The 15139-nt window shown below is 63.8% G+C and carries 19 protein-coding genes; 13 read left to right on the plus strand and 6 right to left on the minus strand.

From position 1 onward, the window contains the following. Positions 1–39: 39 nt before the first annotated feature. The 3 genes from HNE05_RS19155 to pilG are packed head-to-tail and all read right to left on the minus strand — an operon-like array spanning position 40 to position 1444. Positions 40–576 carry a chemotaxis protein CheW gene (locus HNE05_RS19155; RefSeq protein ID WP_173210338.1) on the minus strand — a complete coding sequence of 179 codons (537 nt, stop codon included), beginning with the start codon at positions 574–576 and terminating at the stop codon, positions 40–42. A 49-nt stretch (positions 577–625) separates the two neighbouring features. Next, positions 626–991 (minus strand): twitching motility response regulator PilH, encoded by a 366-nt coding sequence (gene pilH, locus HNE05_RS19160; protein WP_068824882.1) that lies wholly within the window; start codon positions 989–991, stop codon positions 626–628. Positions 992–1036: 45 nt separating this feature from the next. Further along, positions 1037–1444, minus strand: a complete 408-nt coding sequence (pilG, locus tag HNE05_RS19165; RefSeq protein ID WP_160077107.1) for a twitching motility response regulator PilG — start codon at positions 1442–1444, stop codon at positions 1037–1039. A 242-nt stretch (positions 1445–1686) separates the two neighbouring features. On the opposite strand from pilG, the gene gshB reads away from it, so the two are divergent. The 7 genes from gshB to HNE05_RS19200 all read left to right on the plus strand — a co-directional run bounded on the left by gshB (position 1687) and on the right by HNE05_RS19200 (position 7593). Beyond that, positions 1687–2658: a glutathione synthase gene (gene gshB / locus HNE05_RS19170; RefSeq protein ID WP_173210340.1), complete on the plus strand. Its 972-nt coding sequence runs from the start codon at positions 1687–1689 to the stop codon at positions 2656–2658. 87 nt (positions 2659–2745) lie between these two features. Then, the gene (locus HNE05_RS19175) at positions 2746–3642 is read left to right on the plus strand and encodes an energy transducer TonB (protein ID WP_173210342.1); all 897 of its coding nucleotides are present in this window, start codon (positions 2746–2748) and stop codon (positions 3640–3642) included. Positions 3643–3702: 60 nt separating this feature from the next. Beyond that, entirely contained in the window at positions 3703–4272 is a 570-nt protein-coding gene (locus HNE05_RS19180) for a YqgE/AlgH family protein (RefSeq protein WP_173210344.1), read from the plus strand. Next, entirely contained in the window at positions 4269–4706 is a 438-nt protein-coding gene (gene ruvX / locus HNE05_RS19185) for a Holliday junction resolvase RuvX (protein ID WP_173210346.1), read from the plus strand. Before HNE05_RS19180 ends, ruvX begins: the two co-directional genes overlap by 4 nt. Before the next feature lie 98 nt (positions 4707–4804). Continuing rightward, positions 4805–5311 carry a bifunctional pyr operon transcriptional regulator/uracil phosphoribosyltransferase PyrR gene (gene pyrR / locus HNE05_RS19190; protein ID WP_173210348.1) on the plus strand — a complete coding sequence of 169 codons (507 nt, stop codon included), beginning with the start codon at positions 4805–4807 and terminating at the stop codon, positions 5309–5311. 9 nt (positions 5312–5320) lie between these two features. After that, entirely contained in the window at positions 5321–6322 is a 1002-nt protein-coding gene (locus tag HNE05_RS19195) for an aspartate carbamoyltransferase catalytic subunit (RefSeq protein WP_160492279.1), read from the plus strand. Then, the gene (locus HNE05_RS19200) at positions 6322–7593 is read left to right on the plus strand and encodes a dihydroorotase (RefSeq protein WP_173210350.1); all 1272 of its coding nucleotides are present in this window, start codon (positions 6322–6324) and stop codon (positions 7591–7593) included. The genes HNE05_RS19195 and HNE05_RS19200 overlap by 1 nt, the downstream gene beginning before the upstream one ends. A gap of 60 nt (positions 7594–7653) precedes the next feature. On the opposite strand, the gene HNE05_RS19205 is transcribed toward HNE05_RS19200, so the two are convergent. Continuing rightward, positions 7654–8052 (minus strand): NINE protein, encoded by a 399-nt coding sequence (locus tag HNE05_RS19205; RefSeq protein ID WP_173210352.1) that lies wholly within the window; start codon positions 8050–8052, stop codon positions 7654–7656. Positions 8053–8201: 149 nt separating this feature from the next. Between HNE05_RS19205 and HNE05_RS19210 the strand changes: the two genes are divergently transcribed. Together HNE05_RS19210 and HNE05_RS19215 are read left to right on the plus strand one after the other, a co-directional pair. Continuing rightward, on the plus strand, positions 8202–9413 hold the full coding sequence (locus HNE05_RS19210) for a putative DNA modification/repair radical SAM protein (protein ID WP_173210354.1): 1212 nt from the start codon (positions 8202–8204) through the stop codon (positions 9411–9413). Beyond that, positions 9413–10288, plus strand: coding sequence for a TIGR03915 family putative DNA repair protein (locus HNE05_RS19215; RefSeq protein ID WP_173211738.1), 876 nt, complete (start codon positions 9413–9415; stop codon positions 10286–10288). Before HNE05_RS19210 ends, HNE05_RS19215 begins: the two co-directional genes overlap by 1 nt. Here the strand turns inward: HNE05_RS19215 and HNE05_RS19220 are convergent. Then, entirely contained in the window at positions 10254–11399 is a 1146-nt protein-coding gene (locus HNE05_RS19220) for a PilT/PilU family type 4a pilus ATPase (RefSeq protein ID WP_173210356.1), read from the minus strand. The genes HNE05_RS19215 and HNE05_RS19220 overlap by 35 nt on opposite strands. A 72-nt stretch (positions 11400–11471) precedes the next feature. Then, positions 11472–12506: a type IV pilus twitching motility protein PilT gene (pilT, locus tag HNE05_RS19225; RefSeq protein ID WP_173210358.1), complete on the minus strand. Its 1035-nt coding sequence runs from the start codon at positions 12504–12506 to the stop codon at positions 11472–11474. Between the two features lie 72 nt (positions 12507–12578). On the opposite strand from pilT, the gene HNE05_RS19230 reads away from it, so the two are divergent. From HNE05_RS19230 to HNE05_RS19245, 4 genes are read left to right on the plus strand one after another with little or no spacing between them, the layout of a single operon-like run. Then, entirely contained in the window at positions 12579–13271 is a 693-nt protein-coding gene (locus HNE05_RS19230) for a YggS family pyridoxal phosphate-dependent enzyme (protein ID WP_173210360.1), read from the plus strand. A gap of 19 nt (positions 13272–13290) precedes the next feature. Continuing rightward, on the plus strand, positions 13291–14109 hold the full coding sequence (proC, locus tag HNE05_RS19235; protein WP_173210362.1) for a pyrroline-5-carboxylate reductase: 819 nt from the start codon (positions 13291–13293) through the stop codon (positions 14107–14109). Between the two features lie 9 nt (positions 14110–14118). After that, complete coding sequence (locus HNE05_RS19240; protein ID WP_173210364.1) at positions 14119–14712, plus strand: YggT family protein; 594 nt, start codon at positions 14119–14121, stop codon at positions 14710–14712. Then, positions 14713–15009, plus strand: a complete 297-nt coding sequence (locus HNE05_RS19245) for a DUF167 domain-containing protein (RefSeq protein WP_173210366.1) — start codon at positions 14713–14715, stop codon at positions 15007–15009. It begins immediately after the preceding gene. Positions 15010–15139: the final 130 nt, after the last annotated feature.

The raw sequence follows: 15139 nt of genomic DNA on the forward strand, positions 1-15139 counted from the left end.
CGCCAAAAGGCCGGCAAATGCCGACCCAACCGAAAAACTTTAGATCGCCACGGCGAGGAAGTCGTGATGCTGAGCCAGCGCATGCGGGCTAAACACCAGCCAGGGCTGTTCGCGCTGGAAGACACCGTGGATAAAAGGCTGAATTACCGCTTCGAGCGGTGGCAACTGCTCGGAGAAGGTATCCACCGGAAAGTGCTGCATGCCGAACACTTCGTCGACCGTCAGCCCGGCGAACACTTCCTGGTGGTCCACCACCAAGACGCGCCGCTGCTTGCGCAGCGGCGACAGCTCGGAACCAAAGAAGCCGCACAGATCCATGACCGGCAACAACCGGCCACGCACGTTGGCAACACCTTTGACCCAATTTTTCACGCCCGGCAACAAGGTGTGCCGCGGCTCATGCAGGACTTCACCGATTTCTCCCATGGGCGCCACGAAGTAGCGCTCGCCCATGCGAAAACCAATGCCGCTCCAGGTCTGTACCGCCTGCTGCTGGGACGGCAAGCCAGCCGCCAGCAACCGACAGCGCTGATCGATTTGCACGAGGAGCTGAAAGGGGGATTGAGCGTCCGACATGCCGGCCTTGGCCTTTTCTTGTTATTGGGCTCTACGCACTGTCACGGTCTCAGCCGGCCAGTACCGCATTCAAAGTTTTCATCAGCGTGTCTTCGTCCACCGGCTTGGTCAGGTAGTCACGCGCACCCTGGCGCTTGCCCCAGACCTTGTCGGTCTCCTGATCCTTGGTGGTGACGATGATCACCGGGATGTGGCTGGTATCCGCATCCTTGGTCAGCTGACGGGTGGCCTGGAAGCCATTAAGCCCCGGCATGACGATGTCCATCAGCACGGCATCGGGTTTTTCCTGACGGGCCAAGGCAACGCCATCGGCACCGTTTTCCGCTTTGAGCACCTGATGACCATGCTTTTCCAGCATGGCCGTCAGTTTGTACATTTCAGTCGGAGAGTCATCAACAATCAAAATACGAGCCATGGAGTTCCCCATACGGAATAGGCTTCACCGGCTTGTGGCCGGAAATCAGGAGGCTTGCTCCACCGGAACGAAGTCGGGGACATGCGTCTTGATGGCACCGAGCAGCTCTTCCTTGCTGAAGGGCTTGGTCAGGTACTGGTCGGAGCCAACGATTCGGCCCTTGGCCTTGTCGAACAGACCGTCCTTGGAGGACAGCATGATCACCGGGGTGGATTTGAAAGCACTGTTGTTCTTGATCAGGGCGCAGGTCTGATAGCCATCGAGCCGCGGCATCATGATGTCGACGAAAATGATGCTCGGGTGAGTATCAGCGATCTTGGCCAGCGCATCAAAGCCATCAACAGCCGTGATGACTTCGCATCCGACTTTTTTCAGTAGAGTTTCAGCGGTGCGACGAATCGTCTTCGAATCGTCGATCACCATGACCTTCAAACCCTCGGAATGCTGTTCCATGTCTGCCCTACCATCGCCTCGGTGAGTCATTATTCTTACGTTATACAGTGTGCCTGAGGCCCTGCCACCGACGGGCTGCGACCCAATCGTCGGGCCTTTTTAGCACACTCTCCAGATGCAATCTATAAGCCCCGTCTTTACGGGGTTTCCCTTGACCGGCAGGGCCACCAGCGCCACCCTTGCGCATCTCAGTATGGCCGCCCTGGCCTATTTGCCAGATTAATTTGCGGAGGTTTGCCCCGATGAGCGTGCGCCTGGGGATCGTCATGGATCCTATCGACCAGATCAGCTTCAAGAAGGACAGCTCGCTGGCCATGCTTCTGGCCGCCCAGGCCCGCGGCTGGTCGCTGTTCTATATGGAGCAGAAAGATCTCTATCAGAACGCTGGCGAAGCCCGCGGCCGGATGTCACCGCTGCGCGTCTTTGACAATCCACAAAAATGGTTCGAGCTGGATACCGAACAGGATAGCCCGTTGCGCGAGCTGGACGTGATCCTGATGCGCAAGGACCCACCCTTCGACAACGAGTTCGTCTACTCCACCTACTTGCTGGAACAGGCCGAACGCGCCGGCGTGCTGATCGTCAACCGTCCGCAGAGCCTGCGTGACTGCAACGAGAAGCTGTTCGCCACCCAGTTCCCCCACTGCATGCCACCGACCCTGGTCAGCCGCAGGTCGGACATTCTGCGCGAGTTTGCCGAAACGCAGCGTGACATCATTCTCAAACCCCTGGATGGCATGGGCGGCGCCTCGATCTTTCGCCACCGCGCCGGCGACCCCAACCTTTCGGTGATCCTGGAAACCCTCACCGCCCATGGCTCCCAGCAGTGCATGGCGCAGGGTTACCTGCCCGGCATCAAAGACGGCGACAAGCGCATCCTGATGATCGACGGCGAGCCGATCCCCTATTGCCTGGCGCGTATCCCGGCGCAGGGCGAGACCCGTGGCAACCTGGCCGCCGGCGGCACCGGCGAAGCCCGCCCACTGACCGAACGCGACCGCTGGATCGCCGCCCAGGTGGGCCCGGTGCTGCGCGAGAAGGGCCTGCTGTTCGTCGGCCTGGACGTGATCGGCGAACACCTCACCGAGATCAACGTGACCAGCCCGACCTGCATCCGCGAGATCGACAAGGCCTTCGATACCCGCATCGGCGAGCGCCTGATGGAGGCCATCGAAAACAAACTGCAAGCTGCCAAGCTCAAGCCACAAGCTTGATCCAGCTAACAGCTTTGGACGCAAGACTTGCAGCGTGAAGCGCGAAGTCGGCAGACTGCGCGGCAACCCGCTGCCCGCCGAAAGTCGATGAACGCTGCCACGCTCCCACCCCAATTGCCCAGCACCGGCGTCCGCCCCGCGGATCGCCTGGGCTTTACTCTGCTCATCGCGACCATCCTGCACCTGGCCGTGATCCTCGGCGTCAGCTTCACCCTGGCCAAACCCGGCACGCTGAGCAAGAGCCTGGAAATCACCCTCTCCACCTTCAAGAGCGAAGAGAAGCCCAAGGACGCGGATTACCTGGCGCAGAACAACCAGCAGGGCAGCGGCACCCTGGAGCACAAGGCCGCACCGAAGACCACCGAACAGGCAGTCTTCCAGGACACCCAGGTCAAGCGCATTACCCCACCCAGCGCACCGCCACAGGCGCAGCGCCAGGAAGCCGCACCCAAGGCCGCCATCGCCACCCGCAGCCCGCAGCAACAGAAGACCCCGAGCAAGACCGAGCGCACCCAGCCCGAGCCTGACGCCCGCCCGGCGCCGGTGTTCGACAGCTCGCAGCTGTCCGCCGAGATCGCCAGCCTGGAAGCCGAATTGGCCCAGGACATCCAGCAATACGCCAAGCGCCCGAAGATCCATCGCCTGAATGCCGCCTCGACCATGCGCGACAAGGGTGCCTGGTACAAGGACGAGTGGCGCAAGAAGGTCGAACGGGTCGGCAACCTCAACTATCCGGAAGAGGCCCGTCGCCAGCGCATCTACGGTAGCCTGCGCCTGCTGGTGTCGATCAACCGCGACGGCACTCTGTATGAAGTGCAGGTACTCGAGCCCTCCGGTCAGCCCCTGCTGGATCAGGCCGCCCTGCGCATCGTGCGCCTGGCTGCGCCCTACGCACCGTTCACCGGCGATATGGCCGAGTTCGACCGCCTGGAGATCATCCGCACCTGGCGCTTCGAGCGCGGTGACCGCCTGTCGAGCAACTGAGAACCGGCATGCAACGGCGCCAGACTTGAAGCCAGCGGCGCGAAGCTTGAAACTAGGCCCATGAAGAATTCCGCGCCCAGCTATCTCAAGCACCACTTCCTGATCGCCATGCCGCACATGGCCGATCCGCAGTTCGCGCAGACCGTCACCTACCTGGTCGAACACAACGAACAAGGCGCCATGGGCCTGGTGATCAACCGGCCGAATGACCTCAGCCTGGCCGACGTACTCGAACAGCTGCGCCCGGACGAAGAGCCGCCGCTGCGTTGCCAGAGCCTGCCGATCTTCGCCGGCGGCCCGGTGCAAACCGACCGCGGCTTTGTCCTGCACCCGAGCGGGCAAACCTTCCAGGCCACCCTCGAGCTGGGTGAGCTGGCCCTGTCGACCTCGCAGGATGTGCTGTTCGCCATCGCCGATGGCACCGGCCCGCAGCAGCACCTGATCACCCTCGGCTACGCCGGCTGGGAAGCCGGCCAGCTGGAAGCCGAGCTGGTCGACAATGCCTGGCTGACCTGCCCGGCCGCTGCCGACATCCTCTTCGACCTGCCGTTCGACCAGCGCCTGGCCGCCGCTGCCGCCCGCCTCGGGGTCAACCTGAGCCTGCTCAGCGCCCAGGCCGGCCACGCATGAGCGCCCCGGACAAGCCCCTGCGCCTGTTGCTCGGCTTCGATTACGGCAGCAAGCAGATCGGCGTCGCCGTCGGCCAGGTGATCACCGGCCAGGCCCGCGAGCTGTGCGTGCTCAAGGCCCAGAACGGCGTACCGGACTGGCAGAAGGTCGAAGCGCTGATCAAGGAGTGGCAGCCGGACGCCATAGTCGTCGGCCTGCCACTGAACATGGACGGCAGCCCAAGCGAGATGAGCGAACGCGCGGAGAAATTCGCCCGCCGCCTCAACGGCCGTTTCAACCTGCCGGTACACACCCACGACGAACGCCTGACCACCTACGAGGCCAAGGGCGAACGCATGGCCCAGGGCCAGCGCGGCGGCAGCTACCGGGACAACCCGGTCGACGCCCTGGCCGCGGCACTATTGCTCGAAGGCTGGCTGGCCGAGCACCCGTGACACCCTGCATTTAAACGCCTTCGAGCGCATTTGACGCAGTAAACGCCGCGCGCTCGGCTATGTTGTGCCAACAGCTTCCATTTGCACGAGGATCGTCCATGACCCTGCCCAACCCCGCCGAACTGTTGCCGCGCATGGCCACCGAGCTGCAGCAACTGCTGGCCAGTCGCGGCATCGAACAGGCCCACTTCATCGGCATCCGCACCGGCGGCGTGTGGGTCGCCGAGGCCCTGCTGGCGCAGCTGGGCCTGGATCAACCGCTCGGCACCCTCGACGTGTCCTTCTACCGCGACGACTTCACTCGCAGCGGCCTGCACCCGCAGGTGCGCCCCTCGCAGCTGCCGTTCGATATCGAAGACCAGCACCTGGTGCTGATCGACGACGTGCTGATGAGCGGGCGCACCATCCGCGCCGCGCTCAACGAGCTGTTCGACTACGGCCGCCCGGCCAGTGTGACCCTGGTCAGCCTGCTCGACCTGAACGCCCGCGAGCTGCCGATCCATGCCGATGTGCTCGGCGCAACGCTCGCCCTGGCGACCAACGAGCGGGTAAAATTGCTCGGCCCCGCGCCGCTCGCCCTCGAGCTGCAAAGCCTTTCCGCCTAGGAATCCTCCATGCCTATCGACGCCAAGCGCTCGCTGCAGCTCAACGACCAGGGCCAGCTGCGCCACTTCCTCTCGCTCGACGGCCTGCCCCGCGAGCTGCTGACGGAAATCCTCGACACCGCCGACTCCTTCCTCGAAGTCGGTGCCCGCGCGGTGAAGAAAGTCCCGCTGCTGCGTGGCAAGACCGTGTGCAACGTGTTCTTCGAGAACTCCACACGCACCCGCACCACCTTCGAACTGGCCGCCCAGCGCCTGTCCGCCGACGTGATCAGCCTCAACGTGTCGACCAGCTCGACCAGCAAGGGCGAGACCCTGTTCGACACCCTGCGCAACCTGGAAGCCATGGCCGCCGACATCTTCGTCGTGCGCCATGCCGACTCCGGCGCCGCGCACTTCATCGCCGAGCACGTCTGCCCCAACCTGGCGATCATCAACGGCGGCGACGGCCGCCACGCGCACCCGACCCAGGGCATGCTCGACATGCTCACCATCCGTCGGCACAAGGGCGGTTTCGAAAACCTCTCGGTGGCGATCGTCGGCGACATCCTCCATTCACGGGTAGCGCGCTCCAACATGCTCGCGCTGAAGACCCTGGGTTGCCCGGATATCCGCGTGATCGGGCCGAAGACCCTGCTGCCGGTCGGCATCGAGCAATACGGGGTGAAGGTCTACAGCGACCTCGCCAGCGGCCTCAAGGATGTCGACGTGGTGATCATGCTGCGCCTGCAGCGCGAGCGCATGCAGGGCGGCCTGCTGCCCAGCGAAGGCGAGTTCTACAAGCTGTTCGGCCTCACCGAGCAGCGCCTCAAGCTGGCCAAGCCGGATGCCCTGGTGATGCACCCGGGGCCGATCAACCGCGGCGTGGAAATCGAGTCAGCGGTGGCCGACGGCCCGCAGTCGGTGATTCTCAACCAGGTGACCTACGGCATCGCCATCCGCATGGCCGTGCTGTCCATGGCCATGAGCGGCCAGACCGCCCAGCGCCAACTGAATGCCGAGGAGCAGAACTGATGCGCACCCGTATCTTCGGCGCCCGCGTGATTGACCCGGCCAGTGGCCTCGACCAGGTCAGCGACCTCTACCTCGACGGCGGCAAGATCGTCGCCATCCACCAGGCGCCCAGCGGCTTCGTCACCGAGCAGGAAATCGATGCCAACGGCCTGATCGCCAGCCCCGGCCTGGTCGACCTGTCCGTGGCCCTGCGCGAACCCGGCTACAGCCGCAAGGGCAACATCGCCAGCGAAACCCTGGCCGCCGCCGCCGGCGGCGTCACCAGCCTGTGCTGCCCGCCACTGACCAAACCGGTGCTGGATACCTCGGCGGTGGCCGAACTGATCCTTGACCGCGCCCAGGAGGCCGGCCACGCCAAGGTCTTCCCGATCGGCGCCCTGACCAAGGGCCTGGCCGGTGAGCAGTTGGCCGAGCTGGTGGCCCTGCGCGACGCCGGCTGCGTGGCCTTCGGCAACGGCCTGGCGCCGATGGCCAACAACCGCACCCTGCGCCGCGCCCTGGAATACGCGGCGACCTTCGACCTGACCGTGGTGTTCCACGCCCAGGACGCCGACCTGGCCGACGGAGGCCTGGCCCATGAGGGCCCCACCGCCAGCTTCCTCGGCCTGGCCGGCATCCCGGAAACCGCCGAGACCGTGGCCCTGGCCCGCGACCTGCTGCTGGTCGAGCAAAGCGGCGTGCGCGCGCACTTCAGCCAGCTCACCAGTGCCCGCGGCGCCGAGATGATCGCCGCCGCCCAGGCCCGTGGCCTGCCGGTCACCGCCGATGTGGCGATGTACCAGCTGATCCTCACCGACGAAGCGCTGCAGGGCTTCTCCAGCCTCTACCACGTGCAACCGCCGCTGCGCGCCGCGCGTGACCGCGACGGCCTGCGCGAAGCGCTGAAGGCCGGGGTGATCTCGGCCATCGCCAGCCACCACCAGCCCCACGAAGCGGATGCCAAGCTGGCGCCATTCGGTGCCACTGAGCCCGGCATCAGCAGCGTCGAACTGCTCCTGCCGCTGGCCCTGACTCTGGTGCAGGACGGCCTGCTCGACCTGCCAACCCTGCTCGCGCGCCTCACCGCCGGCCCGGCCAAGGCTCTGCGCCTACCCGCCGGCCGCCTGGCCGTGGGCGCTCCCGCCGACCTGCTGCTGTTCGATGCCGAAGCGCAGACCCTGGCCGGCGAGACCTGGTACTCGAAGGGCGGCAACAGTCCGTTCATCGGTCACTGCCTGCCGGGCAAGGTGCGCTACACCCTGGTCGACGGACGCATCAGCTACCAGGGCTGAACCATCCGCCCATGAAAAAACCCGCCGATTGGCGGGCTTTTCGTTTGTGCTTCATCAACGTCAGCTGCGCGAGGCGTTTTCAATTGAAACCTGGGTATTAAGGGTCCAGAAATCGTAGAGCACCCCGATAAGGAACAGGCCGCCGGTGCACAAATAGATGATCCCGGTGATCCACTTGCCCTGGTACATGCGGTGTACACCGAACACACCGAGGAAAGTCAGCAGGATCCAGGCTACGTTGTAATCGGTATCCCCCGCCGTGAAGCGCAAATCGGCTTCGCGATCCATCGCTGGGATCAGGAACAGGTCGATGATCCAGCCGATGAACAGCAGACCCAGGGTGAAGAACCAGATGGTTCCGGTTACCGGCTTGCCGTAGTAGAAGCGGTGCGCGCCCAGAAAACCGAAGATCCACAATAGATAACCGATCAGCTTGCTGTGGGTGTCCTGTCGTTGCATGTCTGCCTCCTGCGCAATGTGCCTCTGTCTGACGCCACACTCTACCCAAGGTTTCCCTGCCAAGAGAAATCCATTGCGTTACAACTTCTGCCTTGCCGGATCAGGAGCAATCGAACTACTGTATATTTGAACAGTAAATGGATTGTGTCATGCAGTTGATCGACAAGCTCACCGTTCTCGCCGATGCCGCCAAGTACGACGTCTCCTGCGCCAGCAGTGGCGCGCCGAAGCGCAGCTCGAAGGGCAAGAGCGGACTCGGCGCAACCAACGGCATGGGCATCTGCCACAGCTTCACCCCGGACGGGCGCTGCGTGGCGCTGCTGAAGATCCTGCTGACCAACTTCTGCCTGTACGACTGCCAATACTGCGTCAACCGCCGCTCCAGCGATGTACCACGGGCGCGCTTCACCCCCGTGGAAGTGGTGACCCTGACCCTGGACTTCTACCGACGCAACTGCATCAGCGGCCTGTTCCTCAGCTCGGGGATCATTCGCTCGGCCGACTACACCATGGAGCAGTTGATCCGCGTCGCCAAACTGCTGCGTGAAGAACACCAGTTCCGCGGCTACATCCACCTGAAGACCATTCCCGATGCCGATCCGCTGCTGATCCCCGAAGCCGGGCGCTACGCCGATCGCCTCAGCGTCAACATCGAACTGCCCACCGAGAGCAGCCTGATCCGCCTGGCGCCTGAAAAGCAGGTGGGCACCATCAAGCAGGCCATGCACTCAATCCACCAGGGCGAGAGCGAGGCCCGCGCGGAAAAGGGCGCACCACGCTTCGCCCCCGCCGGTCAGAGCACGCAGATGATTGTCGGCGCCGACGACACCGACGACAGCACCATCCTGCACACCGCCCAGTCGCTGTATGGCGCCTACCGCCTGCGCCGGGTCTACTACTCTGCATTCAGTCCGATCCCACACAGCCCCAAGACCGTGCCCTTCGAGGCGCCGCCGCTGCTGCGCGAGCATCGCCTGTATCAGGCCGACTTCCTCCTGCGTGGCTATGGCTTCCAGGCCGGCGAACTGCTCAGCGGCCCCGGCAACCTGGCCCTGGATATCGACCCCAAACTGGCCTGGGCGCTGGCCAACCGCGAGCACTTCCCGGTCGATCTGAACCGCGCCGAACCCAGCCTGATCGCCCGTGTCCCCGGCATCGGCGTCCTCAGCGCCAAACGTCTGGTGGCGCTGCGCCGACACAAGCGCATCCGCTTCGAGGACGTCAGCCGCCTGCGCTGTGCTCTGGAAAAAGCCAAACCCTTTATCGTCACCCAGGACTATCGGCCCCTGCAGGCCGGCAACGAGTCGCAGGTACTGCGCCAGCAGTTGAGCGAAACACCGGCACAGATGGTGCTCTGGTGATGGTCAGCGCGCGCTTCGATGGCAGCTTCGCCGGCTGGCGCCAGGCCGCACGCGAGCTGTTGCAACAGGGTGTGACTGCCGACCAAGTCACCTGGTACAGCCACGACGGCGATACCGACCTGTTCGCGGCCGGAACGCCTTGCGCAACGCCGCACCTGGCGACCACCGCCATCCGGGTGCCACGCCAGCTGCTCAACCTGCTCGAAAGTGCCGCACGCTATCGCTGTGCAGACCGCTGGAGTCTGCTCTACCGGGTGCTCTGGCGGGTCAGCCACGGCGACCGCAGCGCCATGCTGGCGGGGGATGCCGACGGCAGCGAGCTGCACAAACGGCTCAAGGCCGTGCGCCGCGAAGCCCATCACCTGCATGCCTTTCTGCGCTTTCAGCCCTGCCACGTCGAGAACGGGCCGGACTTCGTCGCCTGGCACGAACCAGCCCATGACATTCTGCACAGCGCCAGCGGGCACTTTGCCGAGCGCATGGGCCAGCACAGTTGGCTGATCGCTACGCCACAAGACGGGGTGTACTGGGATGGCCAGCGCTTGCAGCACCAGCAGCACTGCCCACAGGAGTGGCAGCAGCTGGCGCAGGCGCCGGGGGATGAAGGCCAGCAGCTATGGCTGGCCTACTACGGCAGTACCTTCAACCCGGCGCGGCTGAATCGCAGCGTACTGGAAAACAACATGCCGGTACGCTTCTGGAAAAACCTGCCGGAAGGGCCGCTGATTCCGCAGCTGATGAGTCAGGCGCGAGCCGGAGCCCAGCGCGACGGCCAGGCCCAGGCTGTCGCACAGAGATCCGGGAAAATCATTCGCTACCGCAACGATAGCGAGCAGACGCCTAGCGGAAGCGTCGGCCCGGGTCTTCCTCGCTGACTTCCAGGCTCAGGCCCTGGCTCATGCTGGTCAGGTGGTCGCCGTCGGTTTCCGAACCGAGCTTGATCATCAGGCGCAGATCGTTCGCCGAGTCAGCGTAGAGCAGCGCATCTTCGTAGGTGATCTCGCCCTGGGTGTAGAGGTTGTACAGGGCCTGGTCGAAGGTCTGCATGCCCAGCTCGGTGGAGCGCTTCATCAGCGCCTTGAGCTCATGCACCTCGCCCTTGCGGATCAAGTCGGCGGCCAGCGGGGTGTTGATTAGTACCTCGATCACCGCGCGGCGGCCCTTGCCGTCCGGGGTTGGCACCAGTTGCTGGGCGACAATGGCCTTGAGGTTAAGCGACAGGTCCATCCACACCTGATTCTGCCGGTCAGCCGGGAAGAAGTTGATGATCCGGTCCAGCGCCTGGTTGGCGTTGTTGGCGTGCAGGGTGGCCAGGCACAGGTGACCGGTTTCGGCGAAGGCCACGGCGTGGTCCATGGTCTCGCGGGTACGCACCTCGCCGATCAGGATCACGTCCGGCGCCTGGCGCAGGGTGTTCTTCAGCGCCACCTCGAAGGATTCGGTATCGATGCCCACTTCGCGCTGGGTGACGATGCAGCTCTGGTGCTGGTGGATGTATTCGATCGGGTCTTCGATGGAGATGATGTGGCCGCTGCTGTTCTTGTTGCGGTAGCCGATCATCGCCGCCAGCGAGGTGGACTTACCGGTACCGGTGGCACCGACGAACAGCACCAGGCCGCGCTTGGTCAGCGCCAGCTTCTTCAAAATCTCCGGTAACTTGAGGTCGTCCAGGGTCGGGATGTTGGTCTCGATACGGCGCAGCACCATGCCTGCCAGGTTGCGCTGGTAGAAGGCGCTGACGCGGAAGCGACCCACGCCGCGGGCGCTGATGGCAAAGTTGCACTCGTGGTTCTCGGCGAAGTCGCGGCGCTGCTGCTCGTTCATCACCGAGTGCACGGTTTCCCGCGTTTGTTCCGGCGACATGGGGTTCTTGGTCACCGGCATGATCTTGCCGTTGACCTTCATCGACGGCGGTACACCGGCGGTAATGAACAGGTCGGAACCACCTTTTTCCACCATCAAGCGCAGCAGCTTTTCGAATTCCATCTTTCTCGCCCGTGTGTCCTGTGCGCTGCTGCCGGAGGACCGACAGCAGCCTGTTGCCGATGATCCAGAAGCTTAGAAGTTTTCCGGTGCCTTGGCTTTTTCGCGAGCCGCCTCGCGGCTGATCAGACCCTTGGCCACCAGCCCCTTGAGGCACATGTCGAGGGTCTGCATGCCCAGCGAACCACCGGTCTGGATCGACGAATACATCTGCGCCACCTTGTCCTCGCGGATCAGGTTACGGATCGCCGGGGTACCGATCATGATCTCGTGGGCCGCCACGCGACCGCCGCCGATCTTCTTCAGCAGGGTTTGCGAGATCACCGACTGCAGCGATTCCGAGAGCATGGAGCGAACCATGGACTTCTCCTCGGCGGGAAACACGTCGACCACCCGGTCGATGGTCTTGGCCGCCGAGGTGGTGTGCAGGGTACCGAATACCAGGTGGCCGGTTTCCGCGGCAGTCAGTGCCAGGCGGATGGTCTCCAGGTCGCGCATTTCGCCGACCAGAATGATGTCCGGGTCTTCACGCAGGGCCGAGCGCAGGGCTTCGGAGAAGCCGTGGGTGTCGCGGTGCACTTCACGCTGGTTGACCAGGCACTTCTTCGACTCGTGCACGAATTCGATCGGGTCTTCGATGGTCAGGATGTGGTGGTACTTGTTGCTGTTCAGGTGGTCGATCATCGCCGCCAGGGTGGTCGACTTGCCCGAACCGGTCGGCCCGGTGACCAGCACCAGGCCGCGCGGGACATCGGTGATCTTCTTGAACACCTCGCCCATGCCGAGGTCTTCCATGGTCAGCACTTTCGACGGAATGGTCCGGAATACCGCACCGGCGCCACGATTCTGGTTGAAGGCGTTGACCCGGAAACGCGCCACACCCGGCACTTCGAAGGAAAAGTCGGTCTCGAGGAATTCCTCGAAATCCTTGCGCTGCTTGTCGTTCATGATGTCGTAGATCAGCGCATGGACCTGTTTGTGGTCCAGTGCCGGCAGGTTGATCCGCCGTACGTCGCCGTCGACCCGAATCATCGGCGGCAGTCCCGCCGAGAGGTGCAGGTCCGACGCGCCTTGTTTGGCACTGAAGGCCAACAGCTCGGTAATATCCATGGGACTCCCCAATCACATGCAAGCAGGTAGAATGCCGCAAACCCATGATGGGCGGGCTATAGAGCGCGAGTAATGTCCACGATAGCAGAGAATATTGCAAAGGTTCGCGCGCGTATCCGTGAGGCGGCGCAAGCCTCGCAGCGTGATTGGACAGCTATCGGCCTGCTCGCGGTCAGCAAGACCAAGCCGGCGAAGGCCGTTCGCGAGGCGCATGTGGCAGGCCTCCGTGATTTTGGCGAGAACTACCTGCAGGAAGCTCTGGGCAAGCAGCAGGAGTTGGCCGATCTGGACTTGATCTGGCACTTCATCGGCCCCATTCAATCGAACAAGACCAAGCAGATCGCCGAGCACTTCGATTGGGTGCATTCGGTGGACCGCCTGAAGATTGCCCAGCGCTTGTCCGAGCAGCGCCCTGCGCACCTGCCACCGCTGAATATCTGCCTGCAGGTGAATGTCAGCGGCGAGGCCAGCAAATCCGGTTGCACAGCCGACGAACTGCCGGCACTGGCACAGGCGGTTACACAACTGCCGCAACTGAGATTGCGTGGATTGATGACAATCCCCGAACCGACCGATGATGCTCACGAACAACATCGCGCCTTTGCCCGCCTTCGCGAGCTGCGCGACAACCTGAACCTGGGCCTCGACAGCCTGTCCATGGGCATGAGTCACGACCTGGAAGCTGCCATCGCCGAAGGTGCCACCTGGGTACGTATCGGTACCGCCCTGTTTGGTGCCCGCGACTACGGCCAAACGCAGAATTGATGTGAAGGAAACCCGCTAAATGAATCACCCACGTATCGCCTTTATCGGTGCCGGCAACATGGCCGCCAGCCTGATCGGCGGCCTGCTCGCCCAGGGCACCCCGGCCAGCCATATCCGCGCCAGCGACCCGGGCGCCGAGCAGCGGGCGAAGGTCGCAGCCGAGTACGGCATCGAGCTGTTCGAAAGCAATGACGACGCCATCGCCGGAGCCAACGTGGTGGTCCTGGCGACCAAACCGCAGGTGCTCAAGGGCGTGTGCCAGGCTCTGGCGCCCAGCCTGAGCGACGGCCAGCTGATCGTTTCCATCGCCGCCGGCATCGGTTGCGCCAGCCTGGCCAACTGGCTAGGCCCGCGGCCGATTGTGCGCTGCATGCCGAATACACCGGCGCTGCTGCGCCAGGGCGTCAGCGGCCTGTACGCCAACGCCGAGGTCTCCACCGCGCAGCGCCAGCTGGCAGAGCAACTGCTCAGCGCCGTCGGTCTGGCCCTGTGGCTCGACGAGGAACAGCAAATCGACGCGGTCACCGCCGTCTCCGGCAGCGGCCCGGCCTATTTCTTCCTGCTGATCGAAGCCATGACTGCCGCCGGCGAACAGCTCGGCCTGCCCCGCGCCATCGCTGCACAGCTGACCGTGCAGACCGCCCTCGGCGCCGCACGCATGGCCAGCGAGAGCGATGTGGAGGCCGCCGAACTGCGCCGCCGCGTCACCTCGCCCAACGGCACCACCGAGGCAGCGATCAAGTCTTTCCAGGCCGGCGGTTTCGAAGCCCTGGTACAGCAGGCCTTGGACGCCGCCGCCAGACGCTCCGCCGAACTCGCCGAACAACTGGGTCAATAAGGAACTTCCATGTCCGGATTCGCTGAAGCCCTCATCTATATCATCCAGACCCTCGGCAGCCTGTATCTGCTGATCGTGCTGCTGCGCTTCATCCTGCAACTGGTGCGCGCCGACTTCTACAACCCGCTCAGCCAGTTCGCCCTCAAGGCCACCCAGCCGCTGCTCAAGCCACTGCGGCGGATCATCCCGGGCCTGGGCGGCCTGGATCTGGCTTCGCTGGTGCTGGCGATGCTGGTGCAACTGCTGCTGATGGTGGTGATCATCCTCATCGCCGGAGCCAATCCGCTCGCCTATGGTCTGCAGCTGCTGGTGTGGACGGTGATCGCAGTGACTTCGCTGTTCCTGAAGATCTTCTTCTTCGCCATGATCATCAGCGTGATCCTCTCCTGGGTCGCCCCCGGCAGCTACAACCCCGGCGCGCAGCTGGTCAACCAGATCTGCGAGCCGTTGCTGGCACCGTTCCGCAAGCTGATCCCGAACCTGGGCGGCTTGGATATCTCGCCGATCTTCGCCTTCATGGCCCTGCACCTGCTGGATCGCTTCGTGATCGGCAACCTCGCCGCCATGAGCGGCATGCCGGCCATCCTCAGCCCGTTCATCTGAATGGGCTGGTTCCGCTGGGACGGCGACGACCTGCTGCTCGACTGCCATCTGCAGCCCAAGGCCAGCAAGGACGAATTCGCCGGTCTGCATGGTGAGCGGTTGAAAATCCGCCTCACCGCACCACCGGTGGAAGGCAAGGCCAATGCTCACCTGCTGGCCTTTCTCGGCAAGGCCTTCGGCGTGGCCAAGAGCCAGGTCAGCCTGGAAAGCGGCGAGCTGAACCGGCAGAAACGCGTGCGCATTCACGCCCCGCAGCGCCTGCCAGAGCTGCCCGGCTTGACCGCTCGGTCACCTTGAGCAACCACCAGGCCGAAGTTGTGCAGCAGAACAATTGACGGCGCCCAAGCTCTCCGCATAATGCAGCTATCTCCGGCAAAGCCTCAGGCAGTGTGGCGGAGCAGCTCTTTATCGCATTGTGCCCTATCGA

The organism is Pseudomonas campi (assembly GCF_013200955.2).
Lineage (GTDB): Bacteria > Pseudomonadota > Gammaproteobacteria > Pseudomonadales > Pseudomonadaceae > Aquipseudomonas > Aquipseudomonas campi.

Excerpts from the sequence above, each read along its gene's own strand:
- HNE05_RS19155 (WP_173210338.1), bottom strand. The coding sequence starts at position 576 with ATGTCGGACGCTCAATCCCCCTTTCAGCTCCTCGTGCAAATCGATCAG.
- pilH (WP_068824882.1), bottom strand. The coding sequence starts at position 991 with ATGGCTCGTATTTTGATTGTTGATGACTCTCCGACTGAAATGTACAAA.
- pilG (WP_160077107.1), bottom strand. The coding sequence starts at position 1,444 with ATGGAACAGCATTCCGAGGGTTTGAAGGTCATGGTGATCGACGATTCG.
- gshB (WP_173210340.1), top strand. The coding sequence starts at position 1,687 with ATGAGCGTGCGCCTGGGGATCGTCATGGATCCTATCGACCAGATCAGC.
- HNE05_RS19175 (WP_173210342.1), top strand. The coding sequence starts at position 2,746 with ATGAACGCTGCCACGCTCCCACCCCAATTGCCCAGCACCGGCGTCCGC.
- HNE05_RS19180 (WP_173210344.1), top strand. The coding sequence starts at position 3,703 with ATGAAGAATTCCGCGCCCAGCTATCTCAAGCACCACTTCCTGATCGCC.
- ruvX (WP_173210346.1), top strand. The coding sequence starts at position 4,269 with ATGAGCGCCCCGGACAAGCCCCTGCGCCTGTTGCTCGGCTTCGATTAC.
- pyrR (WP_173210348.1), top strand. The coding sequence starts at position 4,805 with ATGACCCTGCCCAACCCCGCCGAACTGTTGCCGCGCATGGCCACCGAG.
- HNE05_RS19195 (WP_160492279.1), top strand. The coding sequence starts at position 5,321 with ATGCCTATCGACGCCAAGCGCTCGCTGCAGCTCAACGACCAGGGCCAG.
- HNE05_RS19200 (WP_173210350.1), top strand. The coding sequence starts at position 6,322 with ATGCGCACCCGTATCTTCGGCGCCCGCGTGATTGACCCGGCCAGTGGC.
- HNE05_RS19205 (WP_173210352.1), bottom strand. The coding sequence starts at position 8,052 with ATGCAACGACAGGACACCCACAGCAAGCTGATCGGTTATCTATTGTGG.
- HNE05_RS19210 (WP_173210354.1), top strand. The coding sequence starts at position 8,202 with ATGCAGTTGATCGACAAGCTCACCGTTCTCGCCGATGCCGCCAAGTAC.
- HNE05_RS19215 (WP_173211738.1), top strand. The coding sequence starts at position 9,413 with ATGGTCAGCGCGCGCTTCGATGGCAGCTTCGCCGGCTGGCGCCAGGCC.
- HNE05_RS19220 (WP_173210356.1), bottom strand. The coding sequence starts at position 11,399 with ATGGAATTCGAAAAGCTGCTGCGCTTGATGGTGGAAAAAGGTGGTTCC.
- pilT (WP_173210358.1), bottom strand. The coding sequence starts at position 12,506 with ATGGATATTACCGAGCTGTTGGCCTTCAGTGCCAAACAAGGCGCGTCG.
- HNE05_RS19230 (WP_173210360.1), top strand. The coding sequence starts at position 12,579 with ATGTCCACGATAGCAGAGAATATTGCAAAGGTTCGCGCGCGTATCCGT.
- proC (WP_173210362.1), top strand. The coding sequence starts at position 13,291 with ATGAATCACCCACGTATCGCCTTTATCGGTGCCGGCAACATGGCCGCC.
- HNE05_RS19240 (WP_173210364.1), top strand. The coding sequence starts at position 14,119 with ATGTCCGGATTCGCTGAAGCCCTCATCTATATCATCCAGACCCTCGGC.
- HNE05_RS19245 (WP_173210366.1), top strand. The coding sequence starts at position 14,713 with ATGGGCTGGTTCCGCTGGGACGGCGACGACCTGCTGCTCGACTGCCAT.